The organism is Nocardia sp. NPDC004168, from assembly GCF_040610355.1.
GTDB lineage: Bacteria > Actinomycetota > Actinomycetes > Mycobacteriales > Mycobacteriaceae > Nocardia > Nocardia sichangensis.
This window is the reverse complement of sequence record NZ_JBEXME010000002.1, coordinates 16926-38651: the sequence shown is the minus strand read 5'-3', so window position 1 is coordinate 38651 and position 21726 is coordinate 16926. Positions and strand designations below refer to the sequence as shown.

General features: G+C 69.4%; 16 protein-coding genes. 9 read left to right on the top strand and 7 right to left on the bottom strand.

Annotated features, from left to right (window positions below; all coding sequences use genetic code 11):
* The first annotated feature begins 105 nt into the window (after positions 1-105).
* A complete protein-coding gene (locus ABZW96_RS03895) occupies positions 106-1596 on the top strand; it encodes an AarF/ABC1/UbiB kinase family protein (RefSeq protein WP_355071121.1) in 1491 nt (496 codons plus the stop codon).
* A gap of 120 nt (positions 1597-1716) precedes the next feature.
* On the opposite strand, the gene ABZW96_RS03890 is transcribed toward ABZW96_RS03895, so the two are convergent.
* Entirely contained in the window at positions 1717-2316 is a 600-nt protein-coding gene (locus ABZW96_RS03890) for a GDSL-type esterase/lipase family protein (RefSeq protein WP_355071119.1), read from the bottom strand.
* Positions 2317-2401: 85 nt separating this feature from the next.
* Between ABZW96_RS03890 and ABZW96_RS03885 the strand changes: the two genes are divergently transcribed.
* On the top strand, positions 2402-3196 hold the full coding sequence (locus ABZW96_RS03885) for a 2OG-Fe(II) oxygenase family protein (RefSeq protein ID WP_355071117.1): 795 nt from the start codon (positions 2402-2404) through the stop codon (positions 3194-3196).
* The gene (locus ABZW96_RS03880; RefSeq protein ID WP_355071115.1) at positions 3183-3947 is read left to right on the top strand and encodes an SDR family oxidoreductase; all 765 of its coding nucleotides are present in this window, start codon (positions 3183-3185) and stop codon (positions 3945-3947) included. Before ABZW96_RS03885 ends, ABZW96_RS03880 begins: the two co-directional genes overlap by 14 nt.
* Positions 3948-3955: 8 nt before the next feature.
* Here the strand turns inward: ABZW96_RS03880 and ABZW96_RS03875 are convergent, their stop codons facing one another.
* Complete coding sequence (locus tag ABZW96_RS03875) at positions 3956-4825, bottom strand: SDR family NAD(P)-dependent oxidoreductase (protein WP_355071113.1); 870 nt, start codon at positions 4823-4825, stop codon at positions 3956-3958.
* Positions 4826-4846: 21 nt separating this feature from the next.
* Complete coding sequence (locus ABZW96_RS03870) at positions 4847-5746, bottom strand: polysaccharide deacetylase family protein (protein ID WP_355071111.1); 900 nt, start codon at positions 5744-5746, stop codon at positions 4847-4849.
* 279 nt (positions 5747-6025) lie between these two features.
* On the opposite strand from ABZW96_RS03870, the gene ABZW96_RS03865 reads away from it, so the two are divergent.
* Positions 6026-8398 (top strand): lysylphosphatidylglycerol synthase transmembrane domain-containing protein, encoded by a 2373-nt coding sequence (locus ABZW96_RS03865; protein ID WP_355071109.1) that lies wholly within the window; start codon positions 6026-6028, stop codon positions 8396-8398.
* Here ABZW96_RS03865 and ABZW96_RS03860 read toward each other — a convergent pair.
* Positions 8395-9093 (bottom strand): class I SAM-dependent methyltransferase, encoded by a 699-nt coding sequence (locus ABZW96_RS03860; protein WP_355071108.1) that lies wholly within the window; start codon positions 9091-9093, stop codon positions 8395-8397. The genes ABZW96_RS03865 and ABZW96_RS03860 overlap by 4 nt on opposite strands.
* 98 nt (positions 9094-9191) lie before the next feature.
* On the opposite strand from ABZW96_RS03860, the gene ABZW96_RS03855 reads away from it, so the two are divergent.
* On the top strand, positions 9192-9764 hold the full coding sequence (locus ABZW96_RS03855; protein WP_355071106.1) for a TetR/AcrR family transcriptional regulator: 573 nt from the start codon (positions 9192-9194) through the stop codon (positions 9762-9764).
* Positions 9765-9810: 46 nt separating this feature from the next.
* On the opposite strand, the gene ABZW96_RS03850 is transcribed toward ABZW96_RS03855, so the two are convergent.
* Together ABZW96_RS03850 and fadD5 are read right to left on the bottom strand one after the other, a co-directional pair.
* On the bottom strand, positions 9811-10413 hold the full coding sequence (locus ABZW96_RS03850) for a cysteine hydrolase (RefSeq protein WP_355071104.1): 603 nt from the start codon (positions 10411-10413) through the stop codon (positions 9811-9813).
* 68 nt (positions 10414-10481) lie between these two features.
* Complete coding sequence (fadD5, locus tag ABZW96_RS03845; RefSeq protein ID WP_355071103.1) at positions 10482-12053, bottom strand: fatty-acid--CoA ligase FadD5; 1572 nt, start codon at positions 12051-12053, stop codon at positions 10482-10484.
* A 342-nt stretch (positions 12054-12395) separates the two neighbouring features.
* On the opposite strand from fadD5, the gene ABZW96_RS03840 reads away from it, so the two are divergent.
* Positions 12396-13373, top strand: a complete 978-nt coding sequence (locus ABZW96_RS03840; RefSeq protein WP_355071101.1) for a nitronate monooxygenase family protein — start codon at positions 12396-12398, stop codon at positions 13371-13373.
* 6 nt (positions 13374-13379) lie between these two features.
* Here the strand turns inward: ABZW96_RS03840 and ABZW96_RS03835 are convergent, their stop codons facing one another.
* Positions 13380-14351, bottom strand: a complete 972-nt coding sequence (locus ABZW96_RS03835; RefSeq protein ID WP_355071100.1) for an MBL fold metallo-hydrolase — start codon at positions 14349-14351, stop codon at positions 13380-13382.
* A gap of 114 nt (positions 14352-14465) precedes the next feature.
* Between ABZW96_RS03835 and ABZW96_RS03830 the strand changes: the two genes are divergently transcribed.
* The 3 genes from ABZW96_RS03830 to ABZW96_RS03820 are packed head-to-tail and all read left to right on the top strand — an operon-like array spanning position 14466 to position 21723.
* The gene (locus ABZW96_RS03830) at positions 14466-14798 is read left to right on the top strand and encodes an acyl carrier protein (RefSeq protein ID WP_355071098.1); all 333 of its coding nucleotides are present in this window, start codon (positions 14466-14468) and stop codon (positions 14796-14798) included.
* Complete coding sequence (locus ABZW96_RS03825; protein ID WP_355071097.1) at positions 14795-19864, top strand: SDR family NAD(P)-dependent oxidoreductase; 5070 nt, start codon at positions 14795-14797, stop codon at positions 19862-19864. The genes ABZW96_RS03830 and ABZW96_RS03825 overlap by 4 nt, the downstream gene beginning before the upstream one ends.
* The gene (locus ABZW96_RS03820) at positions 19861-21723 is read left to right on the top strand and encodes a fatty acyl-AMP ligase (protein ID WP_355071095.1); all 1863 of its coding nucleotides are present in this window, start codon (positions 19861-19863) and stop codon (positions 21721-21723) included. The genes ABZW96_RS03825 and ABZW96_RS03820 overlap by 4 nt, the downstream gene beginning before the upstream one ends.
* Positions 21724-21726: the final 3 nt, after the last annotated feature.

The window sequence follows — 21726 nt, the reverse complement described above, 5'->3', positions numbered from 1 at the left end:
CGAAGTCACCTTTCGACTACTTTCGAACACGTCCCAGACAGTCTAAGCCCTACTGTCGGGTACTGCACCTGTGTCACACTTGTGCCCGCGACTGTGAGGTGAGTCATGACCATCCGGCCCATCGGAGAGCGCCCCGAGCCGGGGGCCGCGGGCAAACGATCCCGGCTCTTCGCGTCGCGTTCCCACGATAAACCGCCTGTTCACGGCGCTGTTCGCGGCGCGAAACTGGCCGCGCTGCCGGTGGCCTTCGCGGGACGGCAGGCCGCGGGCATCGGCAAGCGGGCGCTCGGCAGATCGGCCGAAGAAGTCAATCGGGACATTCAGCTGCGCACCGCGCAGCACATCTTCGAGGTGCTCGGCGAGCTGAAAGGCTGCGCCGCGAAGCTGGGGCAACTGCTGGCCATCTACGAGTTGGCACTGCCGCGGGAGGTGGCCGAGCCGTACCGGATCGCGCTCAGCAGGTTGCAGGACGCCGCGCCCGCGATGCTGCCGCACGCCGTCCGCGCTGCCATAGCCGAAAGCATGGGGACGGAATGGCATTCGCACTTCCGCGAATTCGATGATCGACGCGCCGCCGCGGCCTCGCTAGGGCAGGTGCACCGGGCGATCTGGCACGACGGCAGACCGGTCGCGGTCAAGGTGATGTATCCCGGCGGCAGGCAGGCGGTGGCCCGCGATTTGGACCACCTGCGCCGGATCTCCTATCTCGCCACGGTTTTCCTGCCGGGCGCGGACGTGAAGGCGGTGACCGAAGCGATCTGCGCGTCGGTCGCAGGGGAACTCGACTATGCGGCGGAAGCCGAGCATCAGCGCGCCTTCGCCGCGGCCTACGCGGATGATCCCGACTTCTATGTGCCGAATGTGGTTGCGCAACACGGTGACGTGCTGATCAGCGAATGGATCGATGGCACACCCGTACCGCGCGTCCTCGCCGCGGGCACGCAGGCCGAGCGTGACCGGGTGGGCATGCTCATGGTCCGCTTCGTGACCTCCGGCTGGGCTCGCCACGGCCTGCTGTACGCCGATCCGCATCCGGGCAACTTCCGCGTGCTGCCGGACGGCCGGCTCGGCGTCATGGACTTCGGCGCGTGCAGCCCGTGGCCTCCTGCGGGTTTCGGCGAACTGACGCTCGACTGCTGTAAAGCGATATTCCGAGGCGGGCCAGGAGATCTGGCCGACGCCACGCGCCGACACGGCTTCGTGGCGAACGGACTCGCTCTCGACAGCGACGCGCTCTACGCCGCCATCACTCCCTGCGGTGAACCCTTCCGGCACGAGACCTACCGGCTGACCACCCGCTGGTTGCGGCGACAAGTGTTGCGCACCACCAATCCTCGATTGACCAATGTGGTCCGGCAGCTGACCATGCCCGCCTACTTCACGCCGTTCGCCCGCTCGTTCCTGACGCTCGTTGGCGTGCTCGGTCAGCTGGAGACCGAAGGTCCTTATCGCGACGAGATCGTCCGTTGGGTACCGGAATTGAGCGAAGCGTTCGTCTCGGACGAGGTGCCGAAGGCCGGTTCACCGACACTGGATCTGGAGCCCGCGCGGAGACGGCGGGCAGAGGCGGCCGAGCGGGGAATGTCGATCGGGTAATTCCGGTCACTATGGGGCGCAGGGTATTTCGGTGCAACACCGGGTCGGTGACGCCGAATTCGAAATAGTAGCCCGTTCTGTCTGAGACAGATTAGAACTATACGATCCGAAATCTACGTGTCACCGCGACAGCCACGCGCGCCACTGCGGAGCGATGAGCGCGGCCATCTCCTCGTAACCCGCGGCCCCTGGGTGCGCCCCGTCACCCGCGCGCACGTCGGCGGCCCACACCGCGCTGTCGCGCAGTAGCTGGTGCACTCGCACGTACGGCACCTCCGCCGCGGCGCAGACCTGCGCGAATCGCTCGTCCAGTGCGGCGGTGCGGGCATCGTGCTCGTCGTCGGCGATCGGCGGCGGAGCGACCATCAGCACCGGCCAACCTCGCTCGCCCGCCTGCGCGAGCAACTCGCCGAGGTTGGCCACCGACTCCTCGGGCGCGACCCGCGGACCGCCGTTCTCGTGCATGGCGTCGTTCACGCCGAAGGAGAGCACGACCCGCGCGTCCACGCCCTCCCGCAGGCGGGGCGCGCATTCGGCGCGGAAGCGCCGCAGGATCTCGGCCGAGGTCTGTCTGCGCACCCCGAGGTTGTAGGCCGTCAGCGGAATCCCTTCCGCATGTGCCGCGGACGCGAGCCTGCCCACCCACCCCCGGAAATCCGGGTCGCCGACACCGGCGACGAACGAATCCCCGACGAAACACACACGCAGATCCCGGTTCATTCGCGTGATCCTCGCAGGGCCGCGACCGGCCCGCGTGTTCCGGGTACGGGCAATATGATCACGGAGGTTCGACCGGGAGGGAGTAATGGTGACAACCGAGCCGGAGCTCGCGACACCGCCGGTTCCGCAGTGGTTCGCAGAGTTGTTCGCCCACCGACGCTGGATCCGGCGCAGCAGGCCCTTTCCGCACGTGTACGCCCGCGATGTCTTCGTTCCCGAGTTCTATCAGCGGTTGACCGAGCAACTGGAGCGGGTTCGCGGCGAGCGCCCCGACCTGGTCGCCCCGGTCGCCGACGGCTACAGCGCCGACGGAATTCGGCTGGGGGACCTACGCGACGGCCCGCTCGCGGTGTTCACCTCACGCGAGTGGCACGACCTGGTCGCCCGGCTCGGGGGTGTCGAACCGACCGGCGACGTCGAAGGATCGGTGCACCACCACGGGCCGGGCAGCCCGTTCGGCTGGCCGCACAACGATCTCAACCCGGCCTGGTTCCCCGGCCAGCCGCCCGGTCCCGGCGAAGTACGCCTGCCCGACGCCACCGTGCACACCAAAACTGGGGCACGCGCGCCCGGCGTCGTCGCGCGCGAGACCGTGCGCGGCGTCGCGGTGCTGTTCTATCTGGGCAATCCGGGATGGCAGCCGGGCGACGGCGGCGAGACCGCGCTGTACGACCACGTCGCCCAGGGAGCCGCGCTGCCGTGCGTGTCCCTCGTCCCGCCGCTGGACAATTCGCTGCTGCTGTTCGAGGTCACCCCGCGCACCTGGCACACGTTCGCGGGCAACAACGTCAACGACCGCAACAGCGTGGTGATGTGGGTGCACCGCACCAAGGCGGACGCCGAACGGCGCTGGGGAGGAGACAAGATTGTCCACTGGTGAACGCCGCGTCTGCCTGCTCACCGGTGCGAGCGGCACGCTGGGCGACGCGTTCTGCCAGGCCTACTACCGCGACTACGACATCGTCGCCGTGTGCCGCACGCGCACACCCGCGGTGCCGTCGCAGCTGGAGTGGTACATCGATCCGCTGGCGCCGAACGCGACCGTGCCCGAGAACGATTCCCGTGTGTTCGTGGTGCGGTCGGATCTGACCGAGCCGGGTGAAGTGGAACGGGTGGTCGATCTGGCGCTGGCCCGGTTCGGCGGAGTCGACCTGCTGGTGAACAACGCGGCGCACGTCCGGCTGCATCCGGGCGGCATCGTCGACGGCGACGCAGCGCTGGACGACTTCGATCCGCACTTCGCGCTGAACGTAGCGGTACCCCTGCGTCTTTCGGCGCGGCTGGCACAACGATGCTGGTTGCACGCGGGACCCGAGAATCGCGCGCGCAACCGCAACATCGTCAATGTCTCGAGCATCTCCGGCTCGGAGGTCTACCCGGCACAGACGCTGTACTCCGCGTCGAAAGCCGCGCTCAACCAGCTGACCCGGAATATCGCCGCCGAGTTCGCCGAGTTCGGGGTGCGCGCGAACGCGATCGCCCCGACCACTTTTCCGGCCCTGGTCCCCACCGAGCAAGTCGCGCGGGCGATCGTCGAGCTGGACGCGGGCGCGGTGTCCGGTGGGGTGTACGGGGTCGGTGTCGAGCCGGAGCGGGCAGCGGGCTCCTCACTCCGGCTCACAGAACCGTGACCGCCTGACTATTCGGTCGACGTGAGCCCGGTGGCCCGCTCGGACAGCGTCCAGAGCCGTCCCGCGAGATCGGCGTCGACCGCCTGCTTGTTGCGCGGCGGCTCCAGTCGGAAACGATGGAAGTACTGGCCGTTGATCGCCGCACCGTCGGCGGTCGTGGCCAAATGCACCAGCGGCTCGGCGCCCTTGTCCGGCTGGATGAAGAACGGGCGCGCCAGCGGAGACCGGACGAACCAGCCGAAGCCGAGCGGCGCGTTGTCGTAGACATGGGTCGCGACCACACCGGGGTGGAAGGCCGCGGTGGTGATGCCGGTGCCCTCGGTGCGGCGGGCCAGTTCCCTGGTGAACAAGATGTTCGCCAGTTTGGACGCGCCGTACGCGCCGAGCTGGTTGAACGAGCCGGTCGGCGCGTTGGCCGTGTCCAAGTCCAGCTTCGCCATCCGGTAGGTCGTGCTCGCGGTGTTCACCACCCGGGCCCGCGAACGGGTCAAACGCTCCAGCAGCAGGTTGGTCAGCAGGAACGGGGACAGGTGATTGACCTGGAAGGTGAGTTCGTTGCCGTCGTCGGTGACCGTCCGCTTGGGCCACGCGCCGCCCGCGTTGTTGGCCAGCACGTCGATCGTCGGGTACCGGTCGAGCAGTTGGTCGGCCAGCTTGCGCACGTCGTCGAGCCGGGCGAAGTCGGCGACGAACGGCTGCGCGCCCGCCTTCGCCGCCACCTCGGCGGTGCGCTCCGGTGATCGGCCGACGACGGCGACGGTGGCGCCGCGAGCCGCGAGCCGCTGCGCCGCTGCGGCGCCGATGCCCGAGCTCGCGCCGGTCACCACCACCGTCTTTCCGGTGAGGTCCTGGTCCTGTGTCTGTTCCTGCGCTGCCATCGCTGCCTCTCGCAGATCGGTTTACCTGACCCGATCGTCATCGGCTCGCGCGGGTTCGGCAAGCACCGACGCGCTCGAGTAGTGGGCGGCGATCTCGTCGCTGGTGGTCAGCCACACTCTCGGGTGGCCCGACACGTATGCGAGTGCTTCGTCCAGGTATTTGATCCGGAAAGCCTGCCCGATCACGAAGGGGTGCAGGGCCAGCGCCATGACCCGCCCGCTGTCGGCCGACTCGGCGTAGAGCTGGTCGAACTGATCGCGGACCATGCGCACGAAATCCGGTCCGCTGGTGGCTTTGCCGAGGAACAGTGTGTTGTCGTTGAGTTCCACCGAGTAAGGGACACTGAGCACGCCGGGTACCGACAGGGGATAGGGCTGGTCGTCGTTGGTCCAGTCGAGGACGTAGCCGAGGCCGAGTTCGGCCAGCAGCGACGGGGTGCGGAAGGACTCGGTGAGCGCGGGCCCCATCCAGCCGCGCGGCCTGCGTCCGGTCGCGCGCTCGATGGTCGCGACCACATCGGCGAGGTAGGCGCCCTCCTCCTCCGCCGGAACGTCCGGCTGGAAGATCGAGTTGTTCTTCCCGTGCGCGAGCCACGCCCAGTCCCGCCGTACACCCGCCGCGATGATCTGCGGATACCGCTCGGCGACATCGGAATTCAGCAACGCGCTGGCCCGGATACCGTGCCGGTCGAGCACCTCGATCACCCGCCAGATGCCCACCCGCGGTCCGTAATCACGCCAGCCGTAGTTCAGCGGATCCGGCGCGAGCCCGGCAGTACCGGGAAAGATGCTCGTGGACGGCCGGTCCACCCGATAGTGCTCGACATTGAGTCCGACATAGAACGCCACCCTGGCACCGCCGGGCCACCGCAACGGCGGACGATCGACGATCGGGCTGTACTCGAAGAGTTCGTTGTCCATGCCCTCATGCTGAAACTTGACACTGATGTGAAGATCAACCTCGAGCGTGAGTGATGTCCGGCACACTGCACAACCGAGCGGAGACAGCGGCGGGGTTCCGCGAGCCGGATCGTCCACACCAGCCGGTATCGTGCAGCGAACGTAACAACAGACTTCGTACACACATGGGTAACTCACCGGGTACGCCCAGAAAAGGGGAGCGGCACTCGACGCAGGACCTGAACGCGGGTCTCGCGGCTCCAACCAGTACGGCCTGAATACCCGGAGAGGCGGGCGAGCATGCGAGTGGACGGGCGGGAGATCCCGGTCACGGGGAGCCTGCTACAGCCGCTGATCCGGCGCACGAGCGACATCATCCGGGTCGTCCTCGCAACACTGTGGGTGGCAGTCGTGATCGCGGCCTCACTGATCACCCGCCCGGAATGGCTGGCCCTGGAACGCTCGGTCTCCAACATCGTCGGTTTCCTCAACCCGGACCAGTCGAACCTGGTGTACCTGGTCTACGGCATGGCGATTCTCGCGCTGCCGTTCGCGATCCTGATCGAGCTGATCATCGGCAGGCAGTGGAAGCTGCTCGCCGGCTACGCCGCTGCCGGGGCGGTAGCGGGATTGCTGTTGTCCATCACCGGCACCGGCCTCTCCGCGCCGAAATGGCATCTGCAGGTGCCGGACCGGTTGGACACCTTCCTGTCCCAGTTCCTCGACGATCCGCGCTGGATCGCGATGATCGCCGCCATGCTCACCGTCGCCAGTCCGTGGCTGCCCACCCGCCCGCGGCGCTGGTTGTGGTTCCTGCTGCTGGCGTTCGCGCCGATCCACCTCGCGGTCAGCACCGTGGTGCCCGCCCGGGCGATGTTCGGGCTCGCGGTCGGCTGGCTGGTCGGCGCGGTGATCGTGCTCGTGGTGGGCACGCCCGCGCTGGAGGTCCCGCTCGACGCGGCCGTGCGGGTGCTCGCCAATCGTGGTCACACGGTCACCGGGTTCACCGTGGTGCATCCGGCGGGCCGCGGTCCGTTGGTGCTCGCCGCCGCCATCGAAGGGCCGGAACGCGAGCTGCTCGTCGAGATGTTCGGCAAGAACCAGCGCAGTTTCGGCGCGCTGCGCCAGCTGTGGCGCTGGCTGACCTTCCGCTCCAGCGAAACCGCGGCCATCCACGGTTCCATGCACCGTGCGGTCGAGCATCGCGCGCTCATGGCGATCGCCGTCGCCGACCTGGGGCTCGGCAGCGGCACCCCCGTCGCGGTCGCCGCGCTGTCGCGTGGCTGGATGTTGTACGCGCACACGCAGCCGTGCGGCACGGCGATCACCGAACAGTCCGCCGAAGTGCTGCCCGGAGTGTGGCGAGCGCTGGACACTCTGCAACAGAAGCAGATCTCACACGGCGACCTGCGGCCGGTCGACATCCGTGTGGCCGACGGCGTCACACTGTTCGGCGGCTTCGGCAACGCCGAATACGGAGCGTCGGACGCGCAACTGCAATCCGACATCGCCCAGTTGCTGGTGACGACCACCGCGACGTTCGGCAAGGAGCCCGCCGTGCGCGCGGCGATCGAAACCCTGGGTGAGGCGCGGGTACTCGCCGCGGCGGGCCGGTTGACCAAGTCGGCCATCCCGACCGGCATCCGCAAAGCGGTCCCGGAATGGAAGATCGCGCTGTCCGACGCCCGCGACGAGGTGCGCAAACAGACCGGTCAGGACCGGATCGAAGCCGAGCAGATCACCCGGTTCTCCCGCAACCAGATCATCCAGTTGGTCCTGCTGATCGGGCTGGTGTACGTCGCCTACCCGTTCATCAGCGCCGTGCCGACCTTCTTCACCCAGCTGCGCACGGCGAACTGGTGGTGGGCGCTGCTCGGGCTGCTCGTCTCCGCCCTGACCTACGTCGGCGCGGCGGCGGCGCTGTGGGCCTGTGCGTTCGGCGCGGTGAACATCCGGAATCTGCTCATCATGCAGGTCGCCAATACTTTCGCCGCGACCACCACCCCCGCAGGCGTCGGCGGACTCGCGTTGAGCGTGCGGTTTCTGCAGAAGTCAGGTATCGGCACGGTGCGCGCCACCGCCGCGGTCGCGCTGCAACAGGCGGTGCAGGTGATCACGCATGTCGGCCTGCTGCTCGCGTTCAGCATCCTGGCGGGCACCTCGACGGACCTGTCGCATTTCGTCCCGCACGCCACGGTGCTGTATCTGCTCGCCGGCGTGGGCGTCGGGATCGTCGGCGCGTTCATGTTCGTGCCGAAACTGCGCCGCTGGCTGAACGACGCGGTGCGGCCGCAGTTGCAGGAGGTCATCGGCGAACTCGCCGACCTGGCTCGCGATCCCAAACGTTCCGCGGTGATCATCGGCGGATGCGCGGCGCTCACCGTCGGTATGGCGGGCGCGCTGTGGGCCAGCGTGCAGGCGTTCGGCGGCGGCACCACCTTCATCACCGTCACGATCGTCACCATGATCGGCGGCACGCTGGCCGCGGCCGCGCCGACCCCGGGCGGTGTCGGCGCGGTCGAGGCGGCACTGATCGGTGGTCTGGCCGCCTTCGGCCTGCCCGCGAACATCGCGGTGCCCTCGGTGCTGCTCTACCGCGTACTCACCTGCTGGCTTCCGGTGTTCTGCGGCTGGGGCGCCATGCGCTGGCTGGCGAAGAAGGACCTGATCTAAGCGGCGGTCTCGCCTGGTTTGTTCGCCAGCAGCACGGCGGTCGCGGGGCGGACGACGACGAATTCGACACTTTCGAAACCGTTCGCGCGCAGGTCGTCTCGATACCGGCGGATATCGATGCCCGCCAGTGGATCACCCTGGTCGTGATCGGCATCGTGGGTGCGGTGCGCCGCGAATCTCGCCATGACGCGCACCACGGTGGAGAGCAACGGATCGGTCGGCAGCGTGTCGGCGAGCAGCAGCCGGCCGCCCGGGCGCAATACCCGGAACATCTGCGCGATGGCGTCGGCACGGTGCGACGCGGGGATGTGATGCATCGCGAAGGTCGAGGTCACGAGATCGGCGGACGCGTCGGGCAGCGGAAGATCCTGTGCCGTCCCGACTTCGAACCGGCAATTGGCCAGGTCATGTGAGCGCGCGGTCGCGTAGTCGATCATCTGCGGCGACGGATCGACGCCGGTGACCCGGCCGACGCGGCGAGCGAGCACGCGAGCGAGGTCGCCCGGACCGCAACCGACATCGACGACCTCGGCGCCGGCGGCGGGACGAGCCAACTCGGCGAGCCGGGCGTTCAGGCGGTTCGCCCGGCCGAGTAGAAGCGCGGCTTTGAGGGCACGGTAGCGGCGCGGTTGGGTGAGCAGCACGCCGACGTCGGGGTGGCTATCGGTGGCAGACTGGTGTTCGTTTCCGGACATGAGTTCAGGATCTGCCGATATGGCCGTGCCGACCAGGATCAATGCCACGGAAACCGTCCGTAATCGGACGCGTACGAGACATTTGTCCGGGAGGCACCGTGCCGGAAGAACAGGACAGCGCCGATCGCCGGGTCCGGCGCACCAGGGCCTCGCTGCACCGAGCGCTGATCGAACTCATGGTCGAAGGCGCCTACGACCGGATCACCGTCCGCGACATCCTCGAGCGCGCGGACGTCGGGCGGTCGACGTTCTACACCCACTACCGGGACAAAGACGATCTGCTGCTGCGCAGCAGCACCGACTACCTGCGCGCGGCCATGACCGCGGCCGAGACCGACGCGGACGTTCCCGAACCGCTCGCGCCGGTGCGCACGCTGTTCGAGCTGGCCGCCGGTCACCCGGAGATCTACCGGGCGCTGCTCGGCCGCAAGAGCGGCACCGTGCTATTGCGCACCACGCGGGTGATGGTCGCGCAGATCCTTGCCGAGCGGCTGCGCGACCGGCTGACGATGCCGGAAGACGAGTTCGCGACCACCGTGACGTTCCTGTCCTGGGGTGTCGTCGGCCTGCTCGGCGCGATCGCGGAAGGACACCCACCGCTCTCGGCCGGGGAGGCGTACCAGCAGGTGGTCCGCCTCATCGGTCCAGGGTTGGCCGGACGGAGTGGGTGACCGGCCTTCCGCGTGGGCCGAGAAGCCATTTCCTCCGCGGCGATGCTCAGCCGCTGATCAGTTCCAGCGCATCCGCGGCGCGCACACTGCCCGCGGTGACGAGTTCGAGGTTGGCCAAAGCGGCTTCGTGCGCTTCCGGGGTGGCGGCGGCCACGCAGTCGGCTACCGGGTGCACGGTGAAGCCGAGATCGGTGCCGTGCCGTGCGGTCTGCTCGACGGTCAGGTTGGTGGCGACGCCAGTGACGAAGAGCGTCTCGATCCCTTGATCGGCCAACCATTCCGGCAATTTGCTGCCCGCCAGGCCGGAGAGTTTCTGGTTGTCGAAGACTTCCGTCGGCTGCGCCGCCATCTCCGGAATGATCGCGGCGCCCGGTGATTCCGGCCGGAACTCGGTCTGCGCCGCGCCGACCGAGCGCATGAATCCGGTGTTGCGCACCAGTTCTCCTTCGCCGATCGGAATGGTGAACCGGGTGAAGACCACCGGCAGCCGCGCCGCGAGCGCCGCGGCGTGGAAGTCCGTCGCCCGCGCCACGACGCCAGAAGCCGCCACGGGCGCGGCCAGCATGGGACCGAAGAACCCCTCCGGCCGAATGACATTCACCTGCCAGTGCAGCGCCAGCACAGCGGCGCGGATGCGTCGGATCGCCATGTGACGACCTTACGCATCCGCGCCCGCGTGCATTGTCCGATTCACGTGAAACCGAACGCACCGCACGCTCAGGACGAATAGTCCTTGCGCAACTGGACTTTGACCACCTTGCCGCTCGCATTGCGCGGCAGCTCGGCAAGCAGCACCAGCTCCTTGGGGTGCTTGTAGCGCGCGAGGTTCTCGTTGAGGAACGGCTCCAACTCGGCCAAGGTCAGCTCGTCGTCCGGGTTGTGCAGGGCGACCACCGCGACCGGCACCTCACCCCACTTCTCGTGCGTGCGGCCCACCACCGCGGCCTCCCGGATCTTCGGGTGGGCGAACAGGACGTTCTCCACCTCGGCGCAGTAGATGTTCTCGCCACCGGAGATGATCATGTCCTTCTTGCGGTCCACCACGTAGACGAAGCCCTCTTCGTCCTGGCGGACCAGGTCGCCGGAGTGGAACCAGCCGCCCGCGAAGGCCTCGGCGGTGGCTTCCGGCTTGCTCCAGTAGCCCTGCATGAGCGTGGGACCGCGATAGACGATCTCGCCCACTTCGCCGGGCGCGACGTCGTTCATCTCGTCGTCGACGATGCGCGCCTGGATGGTGGGGATCACCTTGCCGACCGAGCCGAGCTTGCGGATGGCGTCCTTGCCCTCCAGCACGCAGGTGATCGGCGACATCTCCGTCTGGCCGAACACCGCGACGTTGAACGAGTTCGGGAAGCACTCGGCCATCGCGCGCAGCACGGTGTCGGAGGCGGGCGCGGCGCCCCAGCTGAGCACCTCGAGCGCGAGCTTGCGATCCTTCACCGTCGGATGGTCGCAGACCAGCTGCCACTGCGCGGGCACGCAGAACGCGGAGGTGGCCTGCTCGCGCTCCAGCGCGTCCAGGAACTCACCGGCGTCGAAGGCGCCGAGCGGATGCAGCACCGTCTTCGAGCCCAGCAGGAAGGCGGGCGCGAGGCTACCGAGACCGGCGATGTGGAACAGCGGCGAGGTGCACAGCCCGATCGAGTCGGGTTCCAGCGCCAGCGCTCGGATGCAGGTCAGCGCCTGCGCGTTCATATTCGCGTGGGTCAGCACCGCGCCCTTCGGGCTGCCGGTGGTGCCCGAGGTGTACATGATGAGGCTGGGGGTGTCCTCGGGTATGTCCAGCGGGGTGTGCGACTCACCCGATTCGGCGATCAGGTCGTCGTAGCCGATCACGCCGTCCTCGGACGCGCCGCCGATCACCACGAGGGTCTCCAGGGCGGGCGCCTGCGCTCGCACGGCGGCGGCCAGCGGCCGCAGCACGGTATCGGTGACGACCGCCTCGGCCCCGCTGTCGCCGACGATATAGGCGACCTCCGGCGGCGTGAGCCGGAAGTTGACCGGGACCGCGATCGCGCCCAGCGCGTTGATGCCGAACACGGCCTCGAGGTATTCCGGGTAATTCAGCGCCAGGATCAGCACCCGGTCGCCGAACCCGACGCCCCGGCGCGCCAGTCCGTCGGCGAACTTCAGCGACCGCTCGTGCAACTGCCGCCAGGTCGTGTCCACGCCACGGAACCGGATCGCGACCGCGTCCGGGCGCATCTGCGCGTGCACGGCGATCTGGTTGTTCCAGTGATTACGCCGCGACCTGATCGGCTCGTCGAGCGCTGCTGCCCCGGTGGTCATTGCCACGAACTCCTCTCGGACCGTCATCGGCCCGCCGGGTGGTCCGACGGCGGCGACGGGCTGAATCGCGTGCAGAATATCAACTAACTTAAACGCCCGGCAAGAGATTGCGGAATGAATCCGGGTTAATCAGCCCGGAGCTGGGACCCGGTTCGGCTTGAACTCTTCTAGCAGGCCATTTGACCTCCCACCGAACGGTTGCGAAGCGGAAACGGCAGCGATGAAGATCATCAAATATGCGAACCTCGGCTCACTTGTGAGTTGAATACGGGCCGATTCTCGTGTCACCATCGACCCGAACGGGCGAACCGGCACGCCCGCGCGAGACATAGGAGAAGCGCAATGCTGCGGACCAGGTTCACCGAGAAGTTCGGGGTGGAACACCCGATCGTGCAGGGCGGCATGATGTGGGTCGGGCGGGCCGAACTCGTCGCGGCCGTCGCCAACGCGGGCGGGCTCGGCTTCATCACGGCGCTGACCCAGCCGACCCCGGACGACCTGCTCCGCGAGATCGAGCGCACCAGAGAACTCACCGACAAGCCGTTCGGCGTGAACGTCACCATCCTGCCGTCGATCAATCCGCCGCCGTACGCGGAATACGTGCGGGCGATCATCGACAGCGGCGTCGGGATCGTCGAAACGGCAGGCAGCAACCCCGAACCGTTCCTGCCGTACTACAAGGACGCGGGCATCAAGGTGCTGCACAAGTGCACCAGCGTGCGGCACGCGCTGAAGGCCGAGCGGATCGGCGTGGACGGAGTGAGCATCGATGGCTTCGAATGCGCGGGCCACCCCGGTGAGGACGACGTCCCCGGCCTGGTGCTCATCCCGGCCGCCGCACGGGAGCTGAGCATCCCGATGATCGCCTCCGGCGGCATCGCCGACGCCCGCGGCCTGGTCGCCGCGCTCGCCCTCGGCGCGGACGGCGTCAACATGGGCACCCGGTTCCTGTGCACGCAGGAGTCCTCGATCGATCAGAAGGTCAAGGAGAAGATCGTCGCGAACTCCGAGCGCGACACCCAGCTCATCTTCCGCACCATGCGCAACACGGCGCGGGTGGCGGACAACGAGATCAGCCGCAAGGTCGTCGAGATCGAGAAGTCCGGCGGCACCTTCGACGACGTGCGGGACCTGGTGGCGGGAGCGCGCGGCCGCCGGGTCTTCGAGGAGGGCGACCTGGACGCGGGCATCTGGTCGGTCGGCCTGTGCCAGGGCCTGATCCACGACATCCCGACCTGCGCCGAGCTGATCGGCCGGATAGTCACCGAGGCCGAGGAGCTGATCACGGCCCGTCTGGCCGAAACCGTGGTGGTCGGCTGACCGCGTTTACTTGGCCGCGCGGGCGGTGACGGCCGCGTAGTCGTGGCTCGCGACGAGTTCGATGCCGTCGGGCAGCGCGTGCAGGCGATGGATCGTGGTGAAGGCGGCGTCCCGGTCGGCGTCGAACAGCTTGCCCGGCATGGGCGCCTTCTCCCGCAGCAGATCGACCTGCAACTTGCTCCAGACGGCGTCGCCGGCGAACAGCACGCGGCTGCCGTCGTCCACCGCGAGCAATACGCCGATGCTGCCCGGCGTGTGGCCCGCGAGATCGACCAGCAGCACGGAGCCGTCGCCGAACAAATCCTTGCTGCGCGGGAAGGTCAGCACGGGCGGTCCGTCCAGCTCGAAGCGGTCGAAACTGCGCCCACGCAGCGGTCCGCGCGCCACACCGGCCGGTGCGTGCGGGCCGCCCATCGCCCAGTCGTACTCGACTCCGGGCAATCGGATCTCGACCGAGGCGGGCAACTCCAGCAGGCCGGAGACGTGATCCCAGTGCAGATGGGTCGGCACCACGAAATCGATGTCCTCGCCCGCGACATCGTGCGCGGCGAGCGCGTCGGACAGCCCGAGCACCGGCTTGTCCGGCGCGACGAGCAGCGGCACCGGGAACGGCAATTCGGGCAGCACGCGCTCGTGCACGCCCGCACACAGGGCCGGGTCGACCAGGAACCGCGCCTTCGGATGCTCGACCAGGAACGCCGCCATCGACAGCCGCATCTCCCGCAGGCTGCGCACGCCCTCGGCCACGATCGTGGTCGGCGCCGACATGGTGGCCTGGGTGAGCACGGTCAGCCGCACCGTGGCGCTCGCGGCGGGCGGCGGCAGCGCTTCGAGGTTCGCCAGCAGGGCGGTGTCGGGGCGGCGCGGCCGCAACAACCGGCCCGGCGTGGCCGCCAGCGCGGCGCAGCAGCGCAGCAGGGTGGGCAGAGTCGGCGTGCGCTCGGCACGGGTGGCGGCACCGCTGTCCGGTTCGGTCACGGTGCCACGGTATGTGATCACGCCGGTTCGCGAAAGAGCCGGGCAGGCAGCGGATATGCGACGTTGCTCCGGGCGGTTTCTGCGGCATAATCGCGGGGGTACCGTTCTCGAGCGGTGACAACAGCCGGGGAGACGGGGAGGGAGGACGCGATGCGGCCCGGTCTTCCGGACGGGCACAGTGGTGCACCGGAACACGACGGTTCGCTCGGCAATAGCCGACGCACCGCACTCACTTGTGCCGCCGTCCTTGCCGTAGCGGATCTACTAGGTGTCGACGCCGCCTCGGTGTCGACCAGCTCGCCATTCACCGATCTCGGCCTCGGTTCCACTCAGCTCGCGAGGCTGACCGCCTATCTCGAGGACGCCATGGGAGTCGAAGTTCCGCTGACCGCGCTCTACGACCATCCGGACATCGAACAGCTTGTCGAGTATCTCGCGATGCGATGAGCAGCGCGGCCACTGACTCCGTCGGCTCGCATCCACCCGTCTCCATCATCGGCATCGGCTGCCGACTGCCCGGGGCGGCGAGCGTCGCCGAGTTCTGGCAGCTGTTGCTCGAGGGCCGGGACGCCACGTCCGCCCCGCCCGCCGGGCGGCTGGGCTCGCGGCGCGGCGGGTACCTCGCGGATGTCGAGTCCTTCGACAACGACTGGTTCGCCATCTCCGACCGCGAGGCCGCGCTGATGGATCCGCAGCAGCGGCTCGCGCTGGAAGTCGCGGTCGAGGCGCTCGACGACGCCGGGATCGGCTATCGCACGCGGGGTTCCGGCGCGGCCGTCGTCTTCGGCGCGTCGGGGTACGACCACGGCATCGCGGTGCTCGGCCGCGCGGGTCACGACGCGCCCTACGCGGTGACCGGGTCGGCGCTCAGCATCATCGCCAACCGGTTGTCGTACGTGCTCGACCTGCACGGGCCGAGTCTGGTACTCGACAGCGCATGCTCGTCCTCGCTCGCCGCGGTCGACCTCGCGGTCCGGCTGCTCGCCGACGGCGCCGTCCCGTTCGCCATCGTGGGCGGCGTCAATCTCGTCTTGCTGGAACACACCTCGAACTACCTGGCCGAGGGCGGCTTCCTGTCGCCCGGCGGACGCTCGACGCCGTTCGACGTCGCCGCGGACGGTTACACCCGCGGCGACGGCTGCGCCGTGGTGATTCTGCAGCGCAGCGCGGACGCGGTACGCGAGGGCAACCGGGTGTACGCGGAGATCGTCGGAACCGCCGTCGGATCGGACGGCCGCTCCAACGGCCTGTACGCGCCGAACGGCCGCGCACAGCAGGAGACGTTGCGGGCCGCGTGGTCGCGAGCCGGGCGCCCGCCCAGCAGCGCGGGGTACATCGAATGCCACGGCACCGGAACGCCTTTGGGTGACGCGGTGGAGGTCGGCGCGCTCGCCGCCGCGCTCGGGCCCGGCGCGGACGACCCGATCTGGATCGGTTCGGTGAAGTCCAACATCGGGCATCTGGAGGCCGCCGCCGGAGTCACCGGGATGGTGAAGACCGCGCTGTCCGTCCACCACGGGGTGATCGCCCCGACGATCAACGTGCACACCGAGCATCCGCTGCTGCACTTGGCCGAGCGCGGCCTGCGCGTGCCCACCGAGCCGGTGGACTGGAGCGGGGTGGACGCGACGGAACGCGTGGCGGGCATCAGCTCGTTCGGATTCGGCGGCACGATCGCGCATCTCGTGCTCCGCGGCGCCACGCGAGCGCGGGCCGAACACGATGCGCACTTCCCGATACTGCTGCCGCTCACCGCACGTGACGAGGAGGAACTGCGCGACCGCGCGCTGCGGCTGGCCGATGAATTCGACCGAACAGGGCCCTCCTTGCCCGAATCGGTCGCAGCGGCGGCGCGAGCGGTGCCGGAGCCGACCCGGGCCGCGATCCTCGCGCACGATCACGCCGACGCGGTGCACCGGTTGCGCACGCTCGGCCACGGCGACGCCGACGCGGCGCTGGGCCCCGTGGCGAACCGCCGCCGTGGCGGGCTGTTGTTCCTGTTCTCCGGGCAAGGCGGCCAGCATCCGAAGATGGGCCGTGCGCTGGCGGCGCGATATCCGGTCTTCGCCGCCGCACTCGCCGAGGCGACCGACGCGATCGTGACGGCGGGCGGGCCGCGGGTCTGGACGCCGCGTCACGGTTTCACCTCCGCGGGTGCGGCGCAAGCCACCGATCTGGTGCAGCCCGCGTTGTTCGCCTTCCAGGTGGCGCTGGTGAAATTGCTGGCGGCATGGGGGATCCGCCCTGATGCGGTGGCAGGCCACAGTCTCGGCGAGATCGCGGCGGCGGCGGTGAGCGGCGCGCTGACCCTCGCGGACGCGGCGCGCGTGGTGGTGCTGCGCAGCGCGACGCTGGCGCATCTGGACGGGCGCGGCGCGATGGCAGTGCTGGAGGCGGCCCCGGGCGAGGCGGCCAAACTCGTGGAGCCGATGCGATCGGAAGTGGCCGTCGCCGCGATCAACGGCCCGAGGTCGGTAGTCGTGTCCGGCACCCCGCGCTATATCGACACGCTGGTGCGGCGAGCCACCCGCCGCAACATGTTCGCGCGCAGGCTCGCGGTCGACTTCGCCGCGCACAGCCCGCAGGTCACCACCGTGCTCGCGCCTTTCGTCGCGGCGTTGACCGAGATCACGCCCCTGACGCCGCGCCTGCCGGTGTATTCGACGGCGCGGCGCGGCGCGAAAATCACCACCGCCGCTATGGACCGCGACTACTGGACGGAGAATGCCGCGGGCACGGTGGAATTGGCGGCCGCGCTCGAGCGCGCGGCCGAAGACGGCATCGCCACCGTGGTGGAGATCGGCCCGCAGCCGGTGTTGCTCGCGGCGGTGCGGGAGTACCCGGACTTCCGCGACGGCACGCATGCCGTGGCGCTGCGCGATGACGAGGCGAGCGGCTTCCTCACCGGCGTGGCCGGGCTGTACCTGGAGGGGCGGCCGGTCGACTGGTCCGCGCTCGGCCCCTTCGGCACACCCGTACCGCGGCAGTGGCGCAAGCGGAAATTCCCGCTGCTGGTGGCCGGACCCGCGAGCGCGCACGTCCCCGAATCCGCCTTCGCCGCCGAGGATCTGACCCATCACGTGGTACAGGGCGACAACATCGTGCCCGCCGTCTTCTGGCTGCGGCGGCTGCTGCGGCTCGCCAAGGACACGGCGGGGGCGGCCGCACTGGCCGACTTCGCCGTACATGAGAGGACCGATCCCAGCGCCCTGCCCGAGGTCGTCTATCGCGGGCCGGGAGCGGAGGAAAGCGTACGGGCGGAGGTCACGGGCACCGGAACGCTGGCTTCGGCCCGGCCCGCCGGTGACCCCACACCCGCGGATATCGTCGCATGGATGCGGGTGGTCGACGCAAACCGGGCCGCAAGACATCACATGCGCGTCATCACCACCGGCGTCTTCTACCAGGAATTGCGCCGCAGACGGCTGGAGTACGGTCCGCGATTCCGCACGCTGCGCGGCATCGCCGCGGGCACCGGACGGGCGCTGGGCCTGTTCGACGCCGCCGAATTGCATCGCACCGCGACGCTGGACGGCTGCCTGCATGTGCTCGCCGCGGCGGTGTTCGACGAATTGCCCGGCACGTCGATTCCGCTGCCGATCGGCATCGACTCGGCCTGGCTGTCACATGAACCGAATCGCCACGTGCTCGAGGTGCACGCGCTGGTCCGCGAGCGCGCCGACACCGGATTGATCGGCGACGTCATCGCGACCGACCAGCACGGGGTGCCCTGTCTCGCCTTCTCCGGTGTACACATTCGCTATGCCGACCCCACCGACGAGGAGGGGCTCGGCAGGCTTCGCACGGCGCACGCCGAACACGAAACGCGAAACGCGCCCTTCCGTCAGGAGTCCTGGGAGTCGCGCGATCCCGGTTCACTCGGGCTCGGTGACGCACCCGCGACCCTCGTGCGGCGCGCGGTGGTGGTCGGCGCCTCCGACCTCGCCGTCCGGCTCGCTCGCGCGCTGGACGCCGAGCTGCCCACCGAGCGGATCGCGCGGGAACCGGACGACGCGAGCTCGCTCGTCAGCGCGGTACTGGCCGGGCGCAGCGGTGACCACGCCGTAGTGGCCGTCTGGCCCAGCGGTTTCGGCGTGAGCGCGGGCAAGAGCGCCGCGGCGGCCGGTCGTGTCCTCGAACTGCTGCAACTGATCTCCGCTCACGACGCCACCGCGTCCGTGACGGTGGTACTGCCGCACGAGGATCCGGCCCGCCCGCTCCCACGGCCCGATGAGCCCGCCGCGGCGGCCTCGGTCGTCCCCGCGGCGATCGCCGGGCTGGTGCGCTCGCTGCAACTGGAGACGGGTCGTACGGTGCGCCTGGTCTGGGCCGATTCCGACCCTAGGAACCTGCCGCTGCTCACCCGCCTGGTGGCGACCACCGACAGCGCCGTTCCCGACGAGCTGCGCCTGTCGGCGGGCGAGACCGCGGTGCGTCGCTTCACGCCCGCGCGACCACGCGCCGTGCCTGCCGTCGGCGTCGACGCGAACGGAACATACGTCGTCACCGGCGGACTGGGCACGCTCGGCTCGGTCGCCGTGCGCTGGTTGCTCGACGCGGGCGCGCGCGACGTGGTGGTGCTGACCAGGGCGCCTCGCCCGGTGCCCGCGCTGCTCGACGGCTTGGAGGACCGCATCGTCGTGGTGCGCTGCGACGCCGCCGACCGGGACGACCTGGCCAACGCGCTCAGCGACATCCGGGCCTCCGACTCGATGATCCGTGGTGTCGTGCACGCGGCGGGCGTGCTGGAGGACGCCGGGTTCGACGCGATTACCGCAGGCCAGCTGACCAGGACGTTCCTGCCCAAATCCACCGCGGCGGGCAATCTGATCGAGCTCACCGCCACCGACGCCACCGACTTCGTATTGCTGTTCTCCTCGGCCACCGGCGCCCTCGGTGCGCCGGGGCAGGCCGCGTACGCTGCCGCCAACGCCGCGATGGACGCACTCGCGCAGCGTGATCCGGGCAGACGGATCCTGAGCGTCGGCTGGGGGCTGTGGGATTCCGGCCTCGCCGCGGCGGCGGGCGGCGCGAGCCATTTGCGTCGAGCGGGCATCGGCGCGTTCGACTTGCCGGGCGGAAGTGCCGTACTGTCCCAGGTCCTGCGCTACGACGGCCCATACCTCCTGGCGCTGGAGCACACGCCGACGACCGACACTTCCCCGATCGCGATCCGTTTGACGAATCTGCTCGTGCCCGTCGGCCGTCCCGACCCCGCGCCCGCCCGCGCCGAGGCGAGTGAGCGCACGCCCGAGCCCGCCGAACCGCTGACCACGACCATCCGCCGCGTTCTGGCGAGCACGCTCGATCTGCCCGCCGAGCACATCGACGCCGGGGCCGACTTCAACGACCTCGGACTCAGTTCGTTGCTCGCGATCGAGATGCGCCGAAACCTGGAAGCGCGGCTACGCGTCCGGATCGCGACGGCGGAGTTGTTCAAACACCCCACCATCACCGCCCTCGGCGCCGCCCTGCTGGATCGGGTCGCCGCGAACACCGGAGAGACCTCGTGAGCCGCGGCGACCACCCGGCGGGAAATGGTCTCGCGACTTCGGTGGCCGCGTGGGCCGCCACCCGCCCGGACGAGCCCGCCTTCACCGAGCTGCGGTTCCGCGTCCAGGAACGCAAGCCCGTCACGCTGACCTACGCGCGCCTGCATGCCGCGTCGGGCGCGCTGGCCGCACGACTGCGGCAGGAAAGCGCCCCCGGCGACCGCGTGGGCATCCTCTGCGCCCACGGCATCGACTACGCGGTGGCGTTTCTCGCCTGCCTGTACAGCAATCGAGTCGCGGTGCCGCTGTTCCCGGCCGCGGGCGCACGCAACCGCGAACGCCTGCACGCCGTCCTGGCCGATGCCAGGCCCTCGCTCAGCCTGCTCTCCGCTCACGACGAGATCACCGCGCCGATCCTGGGCACAGCACTGGGACGAGCACTCACCTTGCCCGCGAATCCCGGTGTGCCGGACTGGGGTTCAGCCGCGGGAATCAGGTCCGGCGCGCCTACCGCGATGGCGTCGGCGAGCGTGGCCGACCCGACGGCACGCCGCGCGGCGTCACTCGAGACACGCTTCGTCGCACCCGGCATTCGTCCCGCCACGCCGTCGGCCGCACCGGTGATCGATCCGGTGTGCGACGAGCTGGCCTATTTGCAGTACACCTCCGGATCGACGAAGTCTCCCGCGGGCGTCCGGGTCACGCACGACAATCTCGCCACGGCGTTGACGCAACTCGGGCACGCCGTGTCGGTCGCGGACGATCGGCCCGTCGTGACCTGGCTGCCGTTCTTCCACGACATGGGTCTGATCCTCGGCCTTTCGCTGCCACTCTTCCTGGGCGTGCACGGCATCACGCTGGCGCCCGCCGAGTTCGTGAAGCGCCCCGTCCGCTGGCTGCGCGCGATCGCCGACTACCGCGCCGGTACCACGGGGTGTCCCAATTTCGGCCTGAAACTCGCGGTGTCCGGCACCACCCCCGCCGAGCGGGCCGGGCTGGACCTGTCCGGACTGGACATCGTGCTCAACGGCTCGGAGCCGGTCCGCGCCGACGCCTTGCAGGAGTTCACCGAGACCTTCGCCCCTTACGGTTTTCGCCATCACGCGCACACTCCCGGCTTCGGCTTGGCCGAGGCCACCCTGACGGTCACCGTCTGCGACCAGCACGAGAACCCGGTATGGCACCGTTTCGACCGCGCCGCACTGTCCGAAGGCCGCGCGGTCGCGCTGTCCGAGGACGCGGCGGGATCCGTGGACGGTGTGCCACTGGTCGGGTGCGGCGCCCCCGCTGGACAACAGCTGCGGATCGTCGATCCGGTGCTCGGAACCGCGCTGCCCGCTGGAAGCGTCGGCGAGATCTGGGTGGCCGGAGACAATGTGTGCGACGGATATTTCGGGAGACCGGATGCCACGGCGGAGATATTCTGCGCCACGCTGCCGGGAAGCACTGCCCGCTGGCTGCGCACCGGCGATCTCGGCTTCCAGCACGAGGGCCAGCTCTACATCGCGGGCCGCCGCAAGGACGTCATCGTGGTCGACGGACGCAATCACTATCCCGCCGACATCGAGGCGACGGTGCAGGCATGCGCGCCCGAGGTCAGGCCGGGTCACGTGACGGCGTTCGGGCACGACGACGGGCTGCGCGAAGACCTGGTCGTTGCCGCCGAACTCGGCACGGTCGACGGACGCGAGCCGATCGAACTGTTCGCCCTGGCCCGGCGCATCCGCACCGCGGTCGCGTCCACCCACGAGGTGATGCCCGGTGCGGTACTGCTCCTCGAACCGGGGCGAATCCCCAAGACCAGCAGCGGAAAGCTCCGCCGCGGCGAGTGCAGGGCACGCTATCTGGCGGGCCGACTCAGCCCGGTGGCCATGATCTGACCA